Annotated in this window: 19 protein-coding genes and 1 tRNA gene; 4 read left to right on the forward strand and 16 right to left on the reverse strand. The window is 59.7% G+C overall.

The annotated features are described in order from the left end of the window. Positions 1-7: 7 nt before the first annotated feature. The 4 genes from ACVWZG_RS04985 to prmA form a co-directional block, all read right to left on the reverse strand. Positions 8-1,534 carry a hypothetical protein gene (locus tag ACVWZG_RS04985; RefSeq protein ID WP_457405211.1) on the reverse strand — a complete coding sequence of 509 codons (1,527 nt, stop codon included), beginning with the start codon at positions 1,532-1,534 and terminating at the stop codon, positions 8-10. Positions 1,535-1,541: 7 nt separating this feature from the next. Further along, complete coding sequence (gene hisS, locus ACVWZG_RS04990; RefSeq protein WP_457405213.1) at positions 1,542-2,825, reverse strand: histidine--tRNA ligase; 1,284 nt, start codon at positions 2,823-2,825, stop codon at positions 1,542-1,544. A 94-nt stretch (positions 2,826-2,919) separates the two neighbouring features. After that, positions 2,920-3,756: a 16S rRNA (uracil(1498)-N(3))-methyltransferase gene (locus ACVWZG_RS04995; protein ID WP_457405215.1), complete on the reverse strand. Its 837-nt coding sequence runs from the start codon at positions 3,754-3,756 to the stop codon at positions 2,920-2,922. Continuing rightward, positions 3,726-4,667 (reverse strand): 50S ribosomal protein L11 methyltransferase, encoded by a 942-nt coding sequence (gene prmA, locus ACVWZG_RS05000; RefSeq protein WP_457405216.1) that lies wholly within the window; start codon positions 4,665-4,667, stop codon positions 3,726-3,728. Before prmA ends, ACVWZG_RS04995 begins: the two co-directional genes overlap by 31 nt. A 433-nt stretch (positions 4,668-5,100) precedes the next feature. On the opposite strand from prmA, the gene ACVWZG_RS05005 reads away from it, so the two are divergent. Next, on the forward strand, positions 5,101-5,961 hold the full coding sequence (locus tag ACVWZG_RS05005) for a hypothetical protein (RefSeq protein WP_457405218.1): 861 nt from the start codon (positions 5,101-5,103) through the stop codon (positions 5,959-5,961). Here ACVWZG_RS05005 and ACVWZG_RS05010 read toward each other — a convergent pair. Both ACVWZG_RS05010 and ACVWZG_RS05015 read right to left on the reverse strand, forming a co-directional pair. Then, a complete protein-coding gene (locus ACVWZG_RS05010; protein ID WP_414356673.1) occupies positions 5,958-6,707 on the reverse strand; it encodes a phycocyanobilin:ferredoxin oxidoreductase in 750 nt (249 codons plus the stop codon). The genes ACVWZG_RS05005 and ACVWZG_RS05010 overlap by 4 nt on opposite strands. 165 nt (positions 6,708-6,872) lie before the next feature. After that, positions 6,873-6,959: transfer RNA gene (locus ACVWZG_RS05015), tRNA-Ser, on the reverse strand. A 151-nt stretch (positions 6,960-7,110) separates the two neighbouring features. Here ACVWZG_RS05015 and panB point away from each other — a divergent pair. Continuing rightward, complete coding sequence (gene panB, locus ACVWZG_RS05020; protein WP_457405220.1) at positions 7,111-7,896, forward strand: 3-methyl-2-oxobutanoate hydroxymethyltransferase; 786 nt, start codon at positions 7,111-7,113, stop codon at positions 7,894-7,896. Between the two features lie 137 nt (positions 7,897-8,033). On the opposite strand, the gene ACVWZG_RS05025 is transcribed toward panB, so the two are convergent. After that, complete coding sequence (locus ACVWZG_RS05025; RefSeq protein WP_457405221.1) at positions 8,034-8,462, reverse strand: hypothetical protein; 429 nt, start codon at positions 8,460-8,462, stop codon at positions 8,034-8,036. Positions 8,463-8,549: 87 nt separating this feature from the next. Here ACVWZG_RS05025 and ACVWZG_RS05030 point away from each other — a divergent pair, with 87 nt between their 5' ends. After that, positions 8,550-10,250: a hypothetical protein gene (locus tag ACVWZG_RS05030; protein WP_457405222.1), complete on the forward strand. Its 1,701-nt coding sequence runs from the start codon at positions 8,550-8,552 to the stop codon at positions 10,248-10,250. Here the strand turns inward: ACVWZG_RS05030 and ACVWZG_RS05035 are convergent. The 4 genes from ACVWZG_RS05035 to ACVWZG_RS05050 all read right to left on the reverse strand — a co-directional run bounded on the left by ACVWZG_RS05035 (position 10,244) and on the right by ACVWZG_RS05050 (position 13,355). After that, a complete protein-coding gene (locus ACVWZG_RS05035; protein WP_414374160.1) occupies positions 10,244-11,452 on the reverse strand; it encodes a glycosyltransferase in 1,209 nt (402 codons plus the stop codon). The two genes, ACVWZG_RS05030 and ACVWZG_RS05035, sit on opposite strands and share 7 nt — an antisense overlap. Positions 11,453-11,481: 29 nt before the next feature. Beyond that, positions 11,482-11,895 carry a PH domain-containing protein gene (locus ACVWZG_RS05040; RefSeq protein WP_011432347.1) on the reverse strand — a complete coding sequence of 138 codons (414 nt, stop codon included), beginning with the start codon at positions 11,893-11,895 and terminating at the stop codon, positions 11,482-11,484. A gap of 75 nt (positions 11,896-11,970) precedes the next feature. Further along, a complete protein-coding gene (locus tag ACVWZG_RS05045; protein ID WP_011432348.1) occupies positions 11,971-12,477 on the reverse strand; it encodes a hypothetical protein in 507 nt (168 codons plus the stop codon). A 62-nt stretch (positions 12,478-12,539) separates the two neighbouring features. After that, entirely contained in the window at positions 12,540-13,355 is an 816-nt protein-coding gene (locus ACVWZG_RS05050) for an ion transporter (RefSeq protein WP_457405225.1), read from the reverse strand. 148 nt (positions 13,356-13,503) lie between these two features. Here ACVWZG_RS05050 and ACVWZG_RS05055 point away from each other — a divergent pair, with 148 nt between their 5' ends. Continuing rightward, complete coding sequence (locus tag ACVWZG_RS05055) at positions 13,504-14,097, forward strand: Maf family protein (RefSeq protein WP_414412897.1); 594 nt, start codon at positions 13,504-13,506, stop codon at positions 14,095-14,097. Here ACVWZG_RS05055 and gatB read toward each other — a convergent pair. From gatB to ACVWZG_RS05080, 5 genes are all read right to left on the reverse strand, one after another. Continuing rightward, positions 14,094-15,566, reverse strand: coding sequence for an Asp-tRNA(Asn)/Glu-tRNA(Gln) amidotransferase subunit GatB (gene gatB, locus ACVWZG_RS05060; RefSeq protein WP_011432351.1), 1,473 nt, complete (start codon positions 15,564-15,566; stop codon positions 14,094-14,096). The genes ACVWZG_RS05055 and gatB overlap by 4 nt on opposite strands. 148 nt (positions 15,567-15,714) lie before the next feature. Beyond that, entirely contained in the window at positions 15,715-15,999 is a 285-nt protein-coding gene (locus ACVWZG_RS05065; protein WP_414351467.1) for an acylphosphatase, read from the reverse strand. Then, positions 15,996-16,178 carry a hypothetical protein gene (locus ACVWZG_RS05070; protein ID WP_041436250.1) on the reverse strand — a complete coding sequence of 61 codons (183 nt, stop codon included), beginning with the start codon at positions 16,176-16,178 and terminating at the stop codon, positions 15,996-15,998. The genes ACVWZG_RS05065 and ACVWZG_RS05070 overlap by 4 nt, the downstream gene beginning before the upstream one ends. Before the next feature lie 939 nt (positions 16,179-17,117). Then, positions 17,118-18,179, reverse strand: a complete 1,062-nt coding sequence (locus ACVWZG_RS05075; protein WP_414329262.1) for a sensor histidine kinase — start codon at positions 18,177-18,179, stop codon at positions 17,118-17,120. A gap of 586 nt (positions 18,180-18,765) precedes the next feature. Next, positions 18,766-19,494, reverse strand: a complete 729-nt coding sequence (locus tag ACVWZG_RS05080) for an LmeA family phospholipid-binding protein (protein ID WP_457415274.1) — start codon at positions 19,492-19,494, stop codon at positions 18,766-18,768. Positions 19,495-19,610 lie beyond the last annotated feature (116 nt).

Genomic DNA, 19,610 nt, shown 5'->3' on the forward strand with positions numbered 1-19,610 from the left:
GGGATCCCTAAGGCAAGATAGAGCGGTGCTCTGTAACTCGGTCGCTCTGCTGCTGGCGATCCGGGCTGACGGCCCAAGCTTCAAAGATCAGCTCGGGGACGCCTGGGGGAATGGTCATGCGGGTTAAAGCTTGCCACTGCCCCTGATCGTCGCGGGAGAAGTCCAGCAACCAGCGGGGGCCATCCACCAACGAGCGGGTGCGGCCATGCTTGACCCAAAACTTGATCCAATAAGGTGGCTGGGAGGCGGCGCCGGCGGCGGAGGCAGGGGCCAAGGCCGGCAAACGCAGCACCACATCGAAATTGTCGCCCGCTCGCAATTGCTCAGGCACCAGCAGTTGTGGCGCCGGGCACACTTCTGGCGGCGGGGGCGAGTTTTTGGTGTCCTTGCTGGTGGCAGGCAGGGCGAATGCAGGCGGAGGTGGGGTGGCCGGGCTCCCTGCTGGGGCTGGCAGGGCGGCATCCTCGCCCATTGGCTCAGCTTGGGGGGGTGAGGGAAGAGGGGAAATCGGCGCCGCAGGCTGGGGGTTAGGTTCGGGTGCGGCCTTAGCAGAGGGCTCTGCCGGCTGAGTCGAGCCGGGATCCCCTCCAGCAGGAGCACTGTGCTGCCAGATGCGCAGCAGCTTTTGCAAGGTTCGTTCGGGAGAGAGCAGGGTTGCGGTCGAGGCAGGACTGGCAGCATCGGCCAGCCTCTCTTCCTCTTGCTGCTGCGGGAGGGGGATCCCTGCGCCAAGAAGTCCTGCCTCTTGGCTGCGACAGCGAATGGAAAAGGGGATGGTCAGGGTCTGAGGCGACGGCTCTGGATCCCACCAGGAGGAGGGAGTAAGGGCCAGTTCTCCCCGTAAAGGACGGGCCCACACTTGGCTGGGCAGGGTGATGGGGATGCTGAACACCGCCGTCCGCGCCCCCGCCGGGAGTTGAATTTGCCGTTGTCCCTGGAAAAGCGGCCTCTCCTCCCCTTCTGGCCAAACCTGTACCCGCAGCTCGCCGCTGCAGCCGATCCGCCCCGTCAACACCAGCACCTCCTCCGGGGATCCCTCCAATTCACTGTGCATTAGGGAAAACAGCTCTGGCGGGATGGCGACCTCTTTTTTCTGGGGGGGCTCAAACCCGGCCTCTTCAGCCACCGGGGCAGGGATCCCCCGTTCCGGCTCCAGAGGCGCGGGGGCAGGCACAACCTGAAAACGGAGACAATTGTTTAACTCGGTTTCGCCGAACAGTTCTGCGATCAAGTCGGCATCTCGACAGTGCAATTCCCAAAACCCAGGGGTGAGGTGGCTGGCGGGCAAAATAATGCCGATCCCTTCATCGTTGGTGCGCACAGAACGGGTTTGGACCTGTGGGGGAGTCGTGCCGGTGTCAGGGCCCTGATTCTGTGGCCCTAGAGGACGCTGCCGGACTTCCACCGTGATGGTGAAGTGGGGCTGAGGCGAACGGGCAACAATGGTGTAGGTATCTTCTTCCAGAACTGCTCCCTCGGCTGGTACTGGCTGCCAGTCTTCCTGGCCGTCCCGCCGAACCCAGAAATTTAACATAGCTCCATCACCTTGGTGCTCCGCACTGCTGACCCGAATGGGATGCCAGATACTGAATCAGATCGGCTTGCAAAAGGGTTTGCTGTTGCCCTGTAGGCAGGTGCTTAAGCTGTACCTCTCCGGCTGCAGCTTCCGCATTCCCTAGCACAACAGCCCAAGTTGCGCCGCTGCGGCTGGCCCGTTTGAACTGCTTGCCAAAGGCGCTGCCGCTCAGATCCAGCTCGGTGCAGAAACCAGCTTGGCGCAGCGCTTGAGCGATCCGGAGGGATTGGGCCTCAGCCTTCGCCCCACGGGAGATCACGTAAACCTCGACCGATGTTGGCGGGATCTCCCCTTGCTTCTTTTGCAACAGCAGCACCAGCCGCTCCATGCCGACGGCCCAGCCCACCGCTGGGGTAGAAGGTCCGCCCAGCTCTTCCACCAAGCCGTCGTAGCGACCACCCCCACAGACGGTACTCTGGGATCCCAAGTCAGGTGAGACGATCTCAAAGGCGGTGTCGGTGTAGTAGTCCAGGCCCCGCACCAAGTAGGGATCCAACTGGTAGGGAATGTCCAACATCTGCAGGTGATCTTGCACCTGCTCGAAGAAAGCCCGCGATTCTGGGCTGAGGTAATCCGGCAGCTTGGGGGCCCCCTCGGCAATCTCGCGGGTGCGGGGATCCTTGCTGTCTAGAATGCGCAGCGGGTTGCGGGTGAGACGCTCTTGTGAGTCAGGATCCAGCTTCTCCCGCAAGGGAGTGAGGTAGTCCACCAGGGCCTGGCGATAGGCCCGCCGATCCTGCAGATCCCCCAGGGAATTGAGCCGCAAGCTCAGGTTCTCCGCCCCCACCGCTTGCAACAGCTCCCAGGCCAAGGCGATGACTTCCGCATCGGCGCGGGGATCCCGGCTGCCCAGCAGCTCTACCCCCAACTGGTGGAACTGGCGTTGCCGCCCCGCCTGGGGACGCTCATAGCGAAACATCGGCCCACAATACCAGAGGCGTTGCACATCTCCAGCCGTTTGCAGCCCGTGCTGGATGTAGGCCCGCACCACACCTGCTGTGTTCTCTGGGCGCAGGCTCACCTCTTGCTCGCCACGGGTGCTGAAGGAGTACATCTCCTTGCCCACCACGTCGGTGGCACTGCCAATGCTGCGGGCAAAGAGCTCCGTCAACTCCAGGATGGGGGTGCGAATTTCTTGGTAGTTGGCCCGTCCCAGGATCTCTCGGGCGCTGGCTTCCACTTGCTGCCAGAGCCGCACCTCCTGCGGCAGAATATCTCGGGTGCCCCGCACCGCCTGGATCATCTCCATTCTCGTTCTCCCTCCCTGGGGTGGGCCTGGCCGCCTGCTATGCCAATGGCTGTTCTCGTCAAAGGACTCCGTCCCGCTGACGCAAACGGCCTAGTTATTGATTATCGACGACAACACTCCCCGTCGCTAGCGGAGCCAAATGACCCCGATCCAAGCTCGAGTCCAACCAGGAGTAGGTGGCGGCAATTTGGCTGGTGGCAACAACAGCGGCGGTGGTAGCTCGCAAGATGGTAGGGCCAAGGGAGACGCACACCCCCCCATATTCCTCAGCCTGCCGACGTTCGGCAACGGTCCAGCCCCCTTCTGGGCCAATGGCTATGGCCAAGGCCGGGATCTGCAGCTTTGGCAGGGCTTGCACCAGCGGGGGGGCGTTCTCGCGCGCCACGGCTATACCCCACCAGAAGGACTCCGTCCGAGTAGCGCGAACGGCTTGTAGCTCCGCCAGCCAACTTGTCCAAGGGGTGGGGGGATCAACCTGAGGCCAGCGCAACCGCTCACATTGTTCTGCGGCCTCCCGCACAATTTTTTGCCAGCGTTCCTGCCGCCCAGATCCCGGTTCCAACACGGTGCGCTCTGTCAGCAGGGGAGTAATGCGCGCCGCCCCCAGCTCGGTAACCTGGCGGAGCACCTCGTCAAACCCCTGCCCTTTGACCACCGCCAAGCCCAGATGCAAAGAAACAGGCAATTCCCGCGGCAGCACCTCCACCTCGCCCACAACTCGGGATCCCTGGGCTTGCCAACGGGCCGCCCACAGCTTGCCTGAGCCGTCCAAAACCAAAAAGAGATCCCCTGGCCTGAGGCGGCGTACCCGCTGCAAGTAGTGCTGTTGCGGGCCGGTTAAATGGAGAACACCGCTGGGATCCCGCTGCGCTGGGTCAATCGCCAATCGGGGCAAAGCGCTCAGGTCATGCGTGCGTTCAGACAACACCATTCCCCCCGTCGCCAGAGGGCTGCCACCACCCATTCGTTGGCCTCCAGCATCTCCGCCACCAACTTGGCCTGCTCGATGAGGATGCCGCTGAGGATCAGCCATCCCCCCTCCTTCACCACCAGCCGAAACTCCGGGATCATATCCAGGATCACATCTGCCAGGATGTTGCACACCAGCCCATCCACCATTTCGGGAATCTGCTCCAGGCTGCCCTGAGCGACCACAATGCGATCCGTCAGGCCGTTGAGATCGCGGTTGTGCATCGTGGCTTGCACCGCCAGGGGGTCGATGTCCACCGCAAACACCCGCTTCACCCCCAACAGGGCCGCCGCCAACGACAAAATGCCGGATCCACAGCCTACATCCGCCAGCGTCGCCGCCGGGGGATCCCCTCCCCAGCTCTCCAGACGCATTTCCAGCGACTCCAGACAGAGCTGCGTGGTGGGGTGAGTGCCCGTGCCGAAGGCCATACCGGGATCCAGCCGCAACAGGTGCCGACCGGGGTGAGGGGGCGGATCCAGCCAGGCCGGACAAATGAGCAACTTATCCCCGATGGGTTGGGGCTGCCAGTGCTGCTTCCAACTGCTGCTCCAATCTTCCGCCTCTATGCGTTCCCAGCGCAGCTTCGGAACCCGCTGACCGGCAATGAGGGCATCTTGCTGCAGGCGCAGGGAGAGGGCTGCCAAATCCAAGAGGCTGACGTGAGGCCAAGGCAGATAGGCGTGAATGCAAATCTGATCTTCGCCATAGGCTTGGCTGGTCATGCCCCGACAGCCAAAATTCTCCAGCCGCCAAAAGATCAGGTCTTCTTGGGCAGGGGAGGCGATGAGACTGAGATCCCACCAGGCTCCACCGGGATCCGGCGCTTGTGCGGGCGAAAATGGGGTGGGATCGGCAACAGTCCTGCTCACAGGGATCCCTTCACAAACCTAAAGGAAAACCAAAGTGATGGCTAACAAGATGGCGCTCCAAGTCGCCAAGCCAGCTACACACAATGCGGTACTTTATATCAAAAATTGCAGCACTCTACTCAATCCATAGTTTAGGCTTTAAGAGCCTACTCCAGCTATCCCGGCTATCCTAGGATTTGAAGGCTTACGCCGTCGGTTCAGCAGCGAAAAAAGGGGGGGAGCCCCCCCAATTGGGGGATGACCCTCAGCGGCTCTTTGGATGACCAGCTCAGCCCTGTGAGATAGATTAAGTCCAAAAGCATTGAACAAGAATTGGATGCAGCGTCGACATTCGTTTCGAGCCTCAGTGATTTTGCGGATAAATGAGGTTTGGCTGGGGCGTACTGAGCAACGATGTAAGGATGAAGAAAGAGCAACGCAGGTGGCGAGGTCGATGTCAACTGATGAGCAATCAGCACAGCAGGGCACTCCCCAGCCCAAGGTGGCTTCTCTAGGAGTTGCCGGGGATCGGGAAGCGCGGAAGAGGGCTGCCCATGAAGATCTTCAGCCGCTCAAAGTCAGCACCCGCAAGGACTCCGTCCCGCTGACGCGATCCGCTCTGATGCGGCGTTTTAACCAGAGCTTTCCGCCTTTTTACAGCCAGTTTGTCAGCAGCGAGGTACAGGCCCAAAATCTGCGCTTGGCCTACGCCCTCTACCAGACCCGCAAGGCGGTGGTACAGGTGCAGGACGAAGGTCGCAAGACGGTGGTCTGTCTGGCCTACCGCAACCGACCTTCTCTGCTCAGCGATCTGTTTGGGGTGTTCACTGCTTTTAATCTCTCGGTGCATGGCATCCATCTCTATGGGCAGATCTACTCACCGCACCTGGTGTTTATCCGCACCATCGTCTCCCGCGATGGCCACAGCCTATCTTCCCAAACCAAGCTCAGTCTAGAACGGGCCATTCACGAATGCCTGGCGGGTGTGTTTCGCGTTCATGAAACCTTGGCGCTGGAGTTTGATCTCAAGGCCGGACTAAAAGACGTGCAGGTTTCTTTTTATTTTGACCCGGTGTTTCATTTGCCCACACTTTTGGTGGATGTGGACAACCAGCCGGGCGCGTTTTACCGGGTGATGACGGCCCTCGCGCAGGAGGATTTGACCGTTGTTAACCTCAACTTGATGCTCCGCCGCAAGCAGACGCGCTTTATTTTCTACTTGCTGGGGCCGGATTCAACTCCAGCCATGCCGGAGTTCCTGGGGCAAAAATTGGCCTTGAGCATCCAGCAGCGGCTGCAAGGGGATCCCGCCTAGATCTGCACGGGACTGGGAGGCAAATCGAAAAGGACGGTGTTCATGTAGCGCTCTGCCCAGGCGGGGCCAAAAGCTTTTTCCAAAACGCGGCGGGTGCGGTCGTTCTGCTGTTGCTGGCTGCAATAGCGCTGCTGCCCCTGGTAGTGGGCCAAAATTTGGTCGGGATCCGTCTGCGGGGGAATCTGTTGCGCCAACCGACAGTGAATTTCCAAGTAACGGCGGGCAAAGTGCAAAAAGCGGTCGGCCTCTGCTTCGTCGGCAGGACGGACGAACAGACAGTAGGGAGAAAAAATCGTGCCCCACTCCGGCAACCGGCGCCGATGCTGGAAAGGGGCCAGATGGGATCCCAACGCTTCCAGCTCCTGGATATAGAGATCGGGCAAGCTGGGGGTCACCGGCGAGAGATCGACAATGGCGGCGCTCACCTGTCCGCGACCGACCACAATGTCGCAACCGAACAGCGGCAGCGGGTACTGCGGCTGCGGAAACATAACGCAATGGAGAATATCCAGGCTCTGCCCGGCCTGGGCCAGCTCCAGGTGCAGTTTGCGAAAGGGATCCCCTTGGTAGCAGCGGTTTTCAATTTGCAATTTCTCACCCTCTAGGCGGCCTTCCACGTAGCCCAGATCTTCAGGCAGAGGATAGGGGGCTAGGGTGAGGGTAGATCCCCAAACGTTCAGGATTGCCTCAGATAAGCCCTGAATGAGCGGATGCAGTTGGGCAGAGAGAGCAGGAGCGGTGAACATAAGACTCTAGAAGAAAGGCCAAGAACCCCATCCAACCTTGACCTTGGCTCCATGCCAAAGTGTTATGGGGGAACCGCACCGCTGATGCGAAGGGCTTGGGTGGGATCCCCAAAAATCCCAGAGGCCCTAGCTGGGCAAGGCGTTCTAAAACTGTATGCCTGAAGACGGAAGGGGTGGGATTCGAACCCACGGTGACCTTGCAGTCACAACGCTTTTCGAGAGCGTCACAATCAACCACTCTGTCACCCTTCCAGTCAGCTGTGGGGCTTTACCATCTTAACGGCAAACCGAGTCTCCTGCTTCTTCCCAGCCTCAAAGCCAAGCTTGCTTCCCCCACGGGATGCGGTTGATGGGAAAGTGCTCCGCACCGCTGGCGGGAACGCCCAGATGAGATCATAGGGATATGGCTGCTCTATCCATTCACCACTTTCGCCAGGCCAAACAGGCGGGTCAACCTTTGGTGGCCCTCACGGCTGCCGACTACGCCACCGCTCAGATTTTGGATCAGGCTGGGATCGACTTGATCCTGGTGGGCGACAGCTTGGCCATGACCCACTTGGGGTATACCAGCACCCTGCCCCTGACGCTGGAACAGATGCTCCATCACGCCCAGGCGGTGCGCCGCGGGGTAGAACGGGCCTTTTTGGTGGCCGACTTGCCCTTCTTGACTTATCAAGTCCACAAAGAACAAGCTCTCCTCTCAGCAGGGCGGTTGATGAAGGAGGCAGGAGTCAACGGGGTCAAGCTGGAGGGGGGCTACCCCGACATGGTGGAAACGGTGGCCTTTCTGGTGCAGCGGGGGATCCCGGTTTTGGGTCATATCGGCCTCACTCCGCAGGCCAAACATCAACTGGGAGGCTATCGCCAGCAGGGAAAAACCACTCCGGAGGCGGAGCGTCTGCGGCAAGAAGCCCTCAGCCTGGAGCAAGCAGGAGCATTTGCCCTGGTTTTGGAGCACATGCCGGCGGAATTGGCTGCCCAAATCTCGGCCCAAGTGGGGATCCCAACCCTGGGCATTGGAGCCGGGCCGGCCTGCGATGGGCAGATTTTGGTCACCCACGACCTGCTGGGGCTGAGCGAGCGGCTCCCCCCTTTTGCCAAGCCCTATACCAACTTGAGACAGGCGATCCGAGAAGCAGTGGAAGCTTTCGCCGACGATGTTCGCCAAAAAGTATTTCCCCCCCGCTGAAGGGATCCCTTACCCATTCAAAGCTTGGGCAGAGGTGCTATGCCTACGGCACCTCATACTGCTACCTACTGCTACGCAATGCTTATGGGAACGGGAACCGCACCGCTTTCTCAAGGCTGGGCAAGGATAGGGCGACCTCAGGGATCCCTGAGCAGCACCGTCCCGGTCACCACAGCGCTTTGGCCCAACCGGTCGAAGACCCGCAAGCTGAGCAGGTAGGAGCCGGGCACCAAGCTTAGGGGAGGACGAATGCGGAAGCGGGTTGTACAGAACACCTCTCCAGACACACAATTCACCTGCGCTGCCGATAGCGTCTGCACCTCGATCCCTGACCACGACACCTGAAACGCCAGCTCCGCCGGGATCCGCCCCGGCACCGATACCGAGACCCCCAGCTCCAAAAAGCCGTTCCGATTCACCACAGAAGGGATATCGCTGCTGGTGATCAAAGGCGGCGGCGGAGTACTGGCCGTCAGCGCATCGGCACCACAACCGACCAAGGCCACGCCCAGCAGGCCCAGCGCCCATCCCCAGGATTTGGATCCCAGCTTCATCACAGGGTTCATCTGAAAACTCACCTTCTCAGTATAGAGGGCGGGGGCAACAGAGTTAGTGTTGGTTCTGGGAAAAGCTAAAAATTTACACTACAGATAGTGGCGAGCTGGATTTTCATCCAGACCATCTGCTACAGTAAGGCCCATAACCTGTCGAGCAGCCTGGATATGGAAGGGGAAGAGGAGCTAAAAGCCTTGCGGGCGCGGGTGCGCAACCTAGAGCGATCCCTCGCCGAATCGGAAGCGCTGTCATTGCAGCAGATTGAGTGCATCCATCGCCTGGAACATCAACTGCTGGAAGCACAGGCCCAGATTCAAGAGCGGGATCAAGCTTTGCAAGCGTGTCAAGAGGAGAAAGCGCGGCTGGCCCAGCGCCCTACCCCAGAGGCTTTTCAGCTTCAGCAACAGCACATCGAAGAACTGCAGAATCTCCTGTGGGAAATGGAGCGCCGTCCAACGCTGGAGCACTACCACATTCTGCAGCAGCAGTTGCAAACCAGTCAGACGGAAATTGAAACCCTCAAGGCGGAATTGCAGCGGCGCGTCGATCCGGCCCGATTTTACCAACTGCAGCAGGAGCTCCTGGAGCTGAAACAGCAGGCCAACCAATTGGGAGAATACGCCGTCAAGTTGCCGCAGGTGCAGCTTTTGCAAGCCCAACTGCAGCTCCGTGTACAGCAGCTAGAGGAGGAAAAAGCACAATTGCAAGCGCAAATCCAAGAGTTGGCTGCTCGACCTTCTGCACAAGAACTGGAAACCCTACGGGCGGAGCTAGAGGCTGCCCACCGCCAAGCGGAAGCCGAATGGCAGCGTTTGAAGACCCATCTGGAAACCGAAAAGGCACACATGGAAGCTGACCTGAACACCGCCCGGCAACGTATTCGCGAACTGGAAGAGCGTCCTACCCCAGAGCAATGGGCACGCTTGCAGGCGGAGCTGGATCATCTGCGCCAACAGGCCTCTTTTGCCAAGGCCGAGCGAGCCACCTTGCTGGAAGAGCTGCAGCAGAGTCAGCGGCAGCAGGCCGAGCAAGCCCAACAGATTGCCAAGCTGGAAGCGGAAGCAGCCCAGGCCGCCCACCTCAGGGAAACAGAGTCCTCACAGGCGCAGCGAATCCTTGCCCTGGAGGAGCAGGTGCAGGCTTTGACCCGCGAGCTTGGTGCTTTGCGAGCCGAGCGGGATCAGCTCATGCAAGAGTTGGCCCAGCGTCCCACCCTTGCCCAGTGGCAGGAAGTTCAGCAGCAGGTGCAGGACACCCGAGAAAGCCTGGAAGCAGCCCGGCGGGGGCGAGAACTGGCCGAGGCCCATCATCTGGTCAGCCAAAAGCAAATCGAGAAGTTGCAGCAGCAGGTGATGGCTTTGAAAACCGAGTGCGTGCAGGCCCACGCCTACGCGCAAACCCAAGAAAAGGAAGTAGCTCTGCTGCAGCAGCGCAATCAAGAACTGGAAGAGCAGCTGGCCACACTGCGTCAGTCAGCCTCGCTTTCCCCCCAAGCAGCGGCTGTCGAGCCCAGGTCGAATCATCGGGCTAGTGCTCCGCACCGCTGGCGCGACCAGGAACGGATTCCTGCCGCGGCTGACGAGTCTGCTCCTTCCCCGGCCACCACCTGGAGAACACCCACCCCAGGGATCCCGCCGCTCACCCTGGACGAGCGGGAAGAAAGTGCCCCGCTCGGCTGGCGCCAACGGACAGAAAGGCTCCTGAAACGCTCCGCTTTGGCCGCTTCACGGGCAGGAGGGGAAACGGGCAGTCGCAACCGGATTGAGTTGCCGACTTTTGTGCAGCGGCGGCCCTACTGAGCGCTCCATTCTCGGGGATCCAACCGTTCTCCAGCTTGAAAACGAGGCCAAGCCCAGCGCAACAGGGCTCCCAGCTGGGCATGAAACCGCTCTGGGGCAAATTGCAGAGCATGGGCCCGAATCCGCTGCGGATCCCATTCCTGTCGATCCGCCTGCCGCAGCCCTTCCACCAGCGCTTCCACACTGGCCTCGGGAATGAGGATGCCGGTTTGGCCGTGGATGACCGTCTCTTGGGCACCTCCCCGGTTGAGGGCAACCACGGGGCGGCCGCAGGCCTGGGCCTCCACTGCCACTAGGCCAAAATCCTCCTCCCAGGGGAACAGCAGCAGCCGGCAATTGGCTAGCAGTTCCCGGAAACGATCGGGGGGCTGATGGGGCAAAAACTCCACCTGCGGCCCCGCCAGTCGCTTGAGCCGAGCCAGCTCCGGCCCTTCGCCCACAACCAGTAGCCGACGACCCAGCCGTTCACAGGCGGCAATCGCCAGATCCACCCGTTTGTAGGGCACCAGTCGGCCTGCCACCAGGTCATAATCGGCGCTGGGATCCGCCACCGGCTCCAACCCCTGCAGCGGAACGGGCGGATAAATGACCACAGCCTCGCGGCGATAGAGCTTGGCAATGCGGCGGCGAATGTGCTGGGAGTTGGCGATCAACAGATCTGGACGTTGAGCTGCCAGAAAATCCCATTGGCGCAAGCGGTGCAGCAGCCATTGGCCAATTGCGCCAACAGGCCCGCTTCTCCCCAGCCCTTCTCGCTGCAGATACAGCTCCCGGTTCTCCCAGAGGTAACGGGTGGGGCTGTGGATGTAGCTCAGGTGCAGGGTAGAGGCTCCCGTCAGGATCCCTTTGGCAAAGGCGTGGCTGCTGGAGATCACACAGTCATAGCCGGAGAGGTCGAAGCTCTCATAGGCCAACGGCATCCAGGGCAGCAGATACTTGAGGCGGGCGTGGTAGTCAGGGCGCAGCACCCCCAGCCACTTGGCCCAGCCTTGCAAAAAGGAGGTGTGAATTGTCAGCTCCTGCCAGCTCGGCGGCAGGGTGTGAGCGGAGAAGAGACTAACGTAAAGGGGGGCCTGTGGGGCAAAAGCCACCAGCTCCTGCAGAACCTTTTCCGATCCCCCCGGCCAGATCAGGTACTCGTGCACCAGGGCCAGGCGCTCAGGCCAAGCGGGATCCCGGCTGGGAAGAGTGGGGACAGCCACAGGAAGGGATCCCCAAGGCTCAGGCACGGTCAGGACTTGGCAGAGCGGCGCTTTTTGCCAATTGGGCCGCTCACCTGCTTGGCTTTCTCGTCGATCCGCTCATTGATGTAGTTGTAGATCTCGCGGAAGCGAGGCAGGGCCCGCATCTCCAGGCGACTGCCGTCCTTGAGGGTGAGCACCATGTCTCCCCACACGCCCAAGCCACGGGGCACCATAACCACCTTGGCAATCTCGCCGTAGATTACATCTGAGCGCTCCTTGCCGCCCCATCCCCCAATCACGGTGATGCGACGATTGGTAATCCGATAGTGTACCCACAGCTTACGCACCAGTGCCCCCACAAACAGAGGCAAGCCGACAAGTGTAGCCCCAATGAAGGAGTTCAACACCAAATCGCCACTGTGGGGGCCGCCCTCAAAAAAAACCTCCTCTTGCACCGCCATGCAGAGCACCGTCCGGTTGTTTAGAGTGTTGCCGTTAACGATCTTAAACGATTTCTCAGCTTTCCCCAACTGGGGCTAACGGCAGGTTCGGGATTGGGTCAGCCTTCGGACGGCTTGTAGGGAACGGCAGGTGGCCAAGACCAGGTAAACAAACAACACCATCACCACCACCGCCACCGCTGCGGCTCCGGCATTACCCAGCCAGCCCCACCCTTCCAGCCCCGTCAGGGCCACCAAAGCCCAAGAAGCCGGGTGCAGCATTCCCCCCAACAGGAGAATTTGCGAGAGCATTTGCCCAGCCGTAAAGCGGGATCCCAGCACCACCAGGGCCAGTCCGCCGCCGATGTTGATCAACCCCATGTTGCCCAAAAAGGCGTAGCAAATGTGCCAGGCGTACTTTTGTTTGGGCACCTCCTGCCAGAGGAGGGGCTCGGCAGGGATCCCCGAAGCCTCCTGGGGGGCGAGCGGCAACGGCTGAACTTGGCTGAGGATCCAGCCGAGGACAATGGCGGCAACCAGCATCGCCACGCCCGCCTTCACGTTCAGCTTGCCGGGGATGGTTAGCTCGGGGTGGGCCAACATCGCAGATCCTCCTGCAACCCGTCCTAGCCTATCCTGTCTTTGCCCCAAATTGGCCAACAGCCTCAATCCCTTGGATAGAGCAGTGTGCCGCAGCGCTTGCAGAATTGGGCATCCCCATCGTGCTGGGAGAGGCCACAGCCTGGGCAGGCCCATTGCACCGAGTTGCCGCTTTTCACCAATTGTTTGATCAGCTCCCCCACTTGCCAGGGAATTAGAGCGATCCCCGTCAGGATCATCAGCACCGTCAGCAGCCGGCCCAGCTCAGAAGTGGGGGTGAGATCCCCAAACCCCACCGTGGTCATGGTAACGACGGAAAAGTAGAAAGCATCCAAAAAGGTGGCAAAAGCGCCAGGATTCACTGGATGTTCTACCTGGTAGATCAGCCCAGAGTAGACGAAAACAATGGCAAAGAGGGTGAAGAAAATGCGCAGCAAAATGCGGCTATCGGCGGAGATCACTTGCCCAAACAGGGTTTTGCCCTCCACCAAGCGCAGCAGCCGCAGGATGCGAAACCAGCGCAAGAGGCGGATGAAGCGAATATCGGTTAGCCCGGCAAAAAAGGGCAAAATGGCCAGCAAATCGATGAGTGAATAGAGGCTGAAGACGTAGCGCAGCTTTTGCGGGGCCGCCGCCAGTCGGAGCAGATATTCCACCACAAACAAGCCGAGAATGAGGCGATCCACCCACTCCAGCCAAAGACGTACCTCAGGGGGAATGGGATAGGTTTCCACCACAAAGAAGGTGGATGAACAGAAAACCAACACCGCCACCAACAAATTCACCCAGCGGCTTTCCGGAGTGTCTTGATCCCCCCAATAGCGCTGGAGGATCCCAGAATGGGCAAGATCGAGATCAGCTTGGGTGGGGAGAGTGGTCACAAACGGGATCCAGCTGGGAAGATATCGAGAGAGTTTCCTTTCAACGCCCATCAGGCGCATACTAACTAAGCTAATGGAAACTAGCTCACAGAGCGAACTTCCCCTAAGCAAACGTCCAGGCTTTGGGTGTTAATTAGGTGTTGAGTCGATGTTGCCTCCTATCGTACTGGCCTCGCAATCCCCTGCCCGCCGCCAATTGTTAAAGGCTGCCGGGATCCCCCATCGCGTTCAACCCAGCTACTTCGACGAAAGCCAAATCCAGAGCTCTAATCCGGTGGAGCTGGTGCAGAAGCTGGCCTCGGCGAAAGCCGAAGTGGTGGCGGCCCAGCAACGGGAGCCCGTCTTGGTCGTGGGGGCCGACTCCGTGCTCTACCTAGATGGCGAGATCCTGGGCAAGCCGGCCAATGCTCTGGAGGCGGAACGGCGCCTGCGGCAAATGCGGGGCGAAGTGGGAGAGCTCTACACAGGCCATGCCTTGATTGACACGAAGCAGAACCGCCGCCTCACCCACTATGCGGTGACGCGGGTGTTTTTTGCCAAGCCCAGCGACGAGGAAATCCGCGCCTATGTGGCCACCGGTGAGCCGCTCAATTGTGCTGGCTGTTTTGCCATCGATGGCCGCGGCAGCCTGTTTGTGGAGCGGATCGAGGGGTGCCCCGGCAATGTTATCGGGCTGAGCTTGCCCCTGCTGCGGCGCATGATGCAGGAGTTGGGCTATTCCCTCACCGATGCTTGGAGCTAGCCGTCGAGGTGTTGCTTGAGCAGGTCGTTGGCCAGCTTTGGATCTGCCCGTCCCTGAGTTTTTTTCATCAATTGCCCGACAAAGTAGCCGAAGAGCTTGGTTTTGCCCCCCCGATACTGCTGCAGTTGCTCGGGGTTTTCTGCCAGCACCTCGGCGATCATCTGCCCCAGCAGAGCGCTATCCGAGATTTGGGTCATGCCTTTGGCTTCCACCAGGGCGCGGGCCGACCCGCCTTTTTCCAGCAGTTCCGGCAGGATCTCCTTGGCGATTTTGCTGGAGATGGTGCCCTGCTCGATGAGGCCAATCAGCTCGGCCAGGGTTTCCGGCTTCAGGGCAATGTCGGGATAGTCCAGCTTGTGGGTGTTGAGGTAGCTGGCGATGTCGCTCATCATCCAGTTGGCGGCTGCTTTCGGGTCGGCACCGGCGGCGATCACGGCTTCAAAGTATTCGGCGGTGTTGCGCTCATCGCTGAGGTAGCGGGCATCGTACACCGAGAGGCCGTACACCTCCTGATAACGTCGCCGCTTCACACCGGGCAATTCCGGCAGCTCTGCCTGCCAGCGGGTTTTCTGCGCTTCGGTAACGCGAATGGGCGGCAGATCCGGCTCCGGGAAATAGCGATAGTCGCTGGATCCCTCTTTCTTGCGCATGCTGATGGTGCGCTGGCTGTTTTCTTCCCAGAGGCGGGTCTCTTGCACGATCCGCTCGCCTGCCTCCACAGCCTTGACTTGGCGGTTGAACTCGTACTCGATGGCCCGTTGGATGGCGTTGAAGGAGTTCATGTTTTTAATTTCCACCTTCGTGCCAAAGGTCTGGGATCCCAGCGGACGCACCGAGATGTTCACATCACAGCGCAGGGATCCCTCCTGCAGGTTGCCATCGCACAGCCCGGCATAGCGCAGGATGCGGCGCAGCTCTTGCACATACTCGGCTGCCTCTTCCCCGCTGCGGATGTCCGGCTCGCTGACGATCTCGATGAGGGGAACCCCCGCCCGGTTGAAATCCACCAAAGAGTAGCTGGATCCCGATAGGCGATCGCTGCCAGCATGTACCAGTTTGCCCGCGTCTTCTTCCATGTGCAGACGGGTGATGCCGATGCGCTTGGTGCGACCGTCGCTGAGCTGGATCTCGATCCAGCCGTGGGTGGCAATCGGCAGGTCGTATTGGGAGATTTGGTAGTTTTTGGGCAAGTCGGGGTAAAAGTACTGCTTGCGGTCGAACTTGCTGTAGGGGGCAATGGTGCAATTCAAGGCCAAACCCGCTTTGACCGCGTACTCCAGCACCTTTTCGTTCAACACCGGCAGGGTGCCGGGCAGGCCCATGCAGATGGGGTCAATCTGGGTGTTGGGGGGAGCGCCAAAGGCTGTCGCGCTGCTGGAGAAGATCTTGGAGCGGGTGCTGAGCTGGCAGTGAACTTCCAGCCCAATCACAGCTTCGTATTGCACTTTGGCGGGGGCAGCAACAGTCATGGGATAGGAAAAACTTGCGGCGTAACCATTCTAGTGCGACCTTGGGGGATCCCAGCTCACAGACAGTTTCTGGGGACGGCAGCCCAGAACCCAGGACGAGGCCGGAGCAGCCCAGCTTGAAGCAGATCCTCAGAACAGCGAAACTTCCTCAAACGGTAGGGCGAATCTCAAAAGTGGGTAGACCTTCCGGCGGCTCGGAACGTTGCTCAATGGCCTCCACAACCGAACCGGGGCTGCCCTGTTGGCACCAGCGCAGCATGGCCTCCACCGCAGCAGGGGATCCTTCAAAAACGGCCTCGACGCGACCATCCCGCAAGTTGCGCACCCAGCCGCCAACACCGGCATTGCGGGCCATGGCTTCGGTGTGGGCGCGAAACCCCACCCCCTGAACCCGCCCCCGTACCCAGACGTGAACGCGAACCCTGTCACTCATGCCGACGGGGATCCCTCCGTTGTGCTGCAGGGTTCTGGCGACTCGGTCGGCTCCTCCGGAGTCTCTGAGGTCTGCCGATCCAGCCACCCCACAAGAACGTTGACCAGGGCAACCAAGCCTAGGAGCCCCAGCGAGATCCCACAGGCATACCCAATCGCTTGCCACAGCACGGAAGACATGAACCCAACCTCACGAACGCTTGTGCAGAGGATCCCACCCTTCATGCACCGTGACATCCTCCCGGCGCTCGTCCTACGGACAGAGCGCGGGCCACCCTTCCCGTCAGCAGGACGGAGTCCTTACCTCGCGGCTGGGCATTCCTGCCCCACGCCACTTGTCTGGGTCTACAACCCCCGACAAAACGACTGGACAGGTGGTTCCCCTTCCCCAGCCTCCCTGGCTACTGCCAGCTTGCAAAACAAGTCTAATCCACAGGGAACGGTGCATCGGCAGGCAGGATGGACTCCTGCATCCAGGAACCCCTGTCCACCGGACAAGAGCAAGAGGCATCTGGATCAATCCGGTACTTGTAGGTTACCGCCAGCATAAGTAGGTTTTACTACAGATTTCGCTCAACAGATTTCGCTCAGAGGTATGGCGGGGATCCCTGTATCCCGGTGCTTACCCTGCGGGTAGAGTGCAGGACTGATTGCCCCTGCACCCCCGTTAGTTACCGCTAGCTACACCGCCGGGAAGCCCCGCCCTCTATTAGTTAGTGGCTAGTGAATAGTGAATAGTCACTATCCACTAACCACTATCCACTATTCACTATCCAGGGTGAGGGTCGGGATGAAAGGCGGGGACATGATGTTTTGTCCTTACTGGTGCCATAAAAAGTAGCGGGGTTTTATACACTGCCGCTATAGACATCAAGTACAGGGGCGGGGCATCCCGTCCTTTTCGCGTTAGCGGGACGTAGTCCTTAAGCCCAGGAAATGTCCTTTTCGCGCTAGCGGCGCGGAGCGCTAACCGGAGTCACTGTTCGCGTCAGCGGGACGGAGTCCTTGAAGCCCGCACTCTCTCGCTTTAGCGGCGCGGAGCGCTTTGCATCAACATGAGTGCGGGAGTATGTCACTTAAAATGACTACACCAGTCTTGTTCAGCACCAATCTATTGGGTTAGCGCAACACCAGGGCTAGAGCAGTCCCTTGGGATCCCGTCTCGACCAACCGCAAGTCCCCCCCGTGGGCCTGCAGGATGCGCCTGGCGATATATAGCCCCAGACCTCCTGAGCCGGTTGGGTAGTGGTGGCCGGCAATGTGAATGGGCTGGGTCACGTAGGGTTGGGCCAACTCTTCTAGAGGAGCCGGCAAGCCGGGGCCATCATCCTGCACCTGGATCTGGTGGGGGCTGACGATTAACACCACCGCATGGCGTGCGTAGCGCAAGGCGTTGTCCACCAGATTCACCAGCGCCCGCTCCAGCTCTGCCTCATCGGCGTTGCCCCACCCTTCTCCTTCGACTCGCAGATCGATCCCCCGCTCCTGGGCCAGGGATCCCATGCGCTCGGCCACCTTTCTGGCCAGGGATCCCAGATCACAAGGCCGAGGATGCAACTCGATCTCTCCCCGCTCCAGGCGGTGAGCCTCCACCATTTTCTGCACCAGAGAGAGATTGTGTTGATTTTCCTGCAGGATGCGATCCAGCAGAGCGCGACGTTGCTCCGGCTCGAGCTGTTGATCCTGTTTAAAGGCGCTCAGCAGGTGCCCAAAGGCGATGAGGGGAGTTTTCAGGTCGTGAACCAGGGTGGCGGTAAAGGCTTCTCGCCGCATTTGGTCGATCTGGATCTGGCGCAGCAACTGGGCAAAGGCCTGCCGCAAGATCAGGGCTTCCTGGGGATCCCCGGGGCGGAGCAGCAGATTCCAACGGGCAGGCTGGTTGATCAAGGTTTCCAAATGGGCCAACTCGCGGGCCAGCAGGGTGAGGGGGCGCAAAATCATGGAGGACAGAGCATAGCCCACCACCGCCGATAGCACCGCCAGCAACGGGATCCACAGCAGCAGCAGAAGGATCCCTTCAGCGCTGAACTGCGTGTCGGGCCAGATCCACTGCACCGACAGGATGAAAACCAAGTTGGGGACGAACGAAAGGCTGGCAATGACCAATGCCACCTGGGTGCGCAGGCTGTGGGGAAAGCGGCGGCGCCAAAACTCAAGTAGGCGGAGTAGTTGCTGTTTCAAACTCGGTGTGCTCGCTTTGACAAGACCTGCTTGAATAGTGAACCAACCGTAGGCAAAGAATAAACATCCCCTCACGGTCAAGGCTGAAGAGTTCTTTCCTAGGTCTTAGAATGACCGTTATGTCTTGAGCCACTTCATCCCCATGAATAAAGAAGGATGCCGTAACCCCAGCTTTTAGGATACCCAGCTACCCCATTCTTTAGAGAAGCCGCGCCGTATTCCGGTTGGCAAAGCTGCGGACATCACAGCAAAGAAAGACAGCTTGATCCCCAGGCGTAACCAACGTTGAGCAATCATAGTCGTTTCAGGTTAGGGTGAGGCGCCTGGGCCATTGAGAAAAGCCTTTGGCCGCATGCATTATTGCTCGGCAACGCTGACGCGACGACGCGACCAACGTTTTGGGTGTAGTGTCCCAGTTTGGGTCAAAGGACTACAAGTTCAACAGATCAAGATCGAGGGGCAGAGCGGAGCTCTCAAGCTCCTGAGGCATGAAAAAACCTCTGGGAGTCTGTCCGTGTTTCGACCCCAGAGGCTTCTTCTCTTCACTCCTCACCACTATTGAGCGTAGCCGCCCTTCCAAAGGCTGTCAAGCACTTTCCCATTGGGGTTGGCGTGTGGGAAATTGGGCCAGGGTGGCGCTGCCGTATAGGATCATCTGCTGGGGCTGTAAGTTCACCCGATCGACCCGCAGCTCAGTGCCGCGCAAGGCGAGCCGATCCAAATCCAGAAGCCCATTCAGGCAATCTACCAAGGCCCGGCTCAAGGCCAGCTCCTCTTCTGTGCCGCCTGCAAACACCGGATCTGTAAAGCGGATGCGACGCCGCTCCAGCACCTCAACTTGGGCGGAAAAACCGACGCGGAAAGCCCTGGCTTCTCCCTGCTGTACGTTTGCCTGGAATTGCAGTCGCCGCGCCGGGGTGATGCTGATATGGACGTGATGGAAGGATAGGGGGCTATCATCCTGCTTTCCTAAGGCCAGCCTATTCAGCACAAAAGGTGTGTTAAACGATTGCGCCAGATCGTCTTCGCTCAGCACCACGCGCATTGTGGCCTGTACTGGCTGGCGCAGCTTGATCTTCCCCTGCCAAATTTGGCTGAAATCGATGGCCACCGCATTGCAGAATAGCTCCAGAGCCGAAAGCCTCAGGCCGTTGTACATCTGCAGATGCTGGCCCAACAGTTCAAAGCTGTCGATACGACCCTGCAACAATTTGGCAACAGGCTCCACTCGCACGCGCGCCTCCAGCCGCTCTGCATGCTTAAAGAGGGCACGAATGGCTGCGCCTACCCCTCGGCTAACCCAATCGACAGCCATGGGATTCTGCAGGGAAAGTTGGGGCAGGAGTCCTGTAGCCATGGGAAAAGGTAAAGAGCGCCTACAGGGATCATAACCAACCATTAAGAAAAGTTACAACCTTTGCCGACGGAGAG

Source organism: Thermostichus sp. OS-CIW-33, from assembly GCF_054059615.1.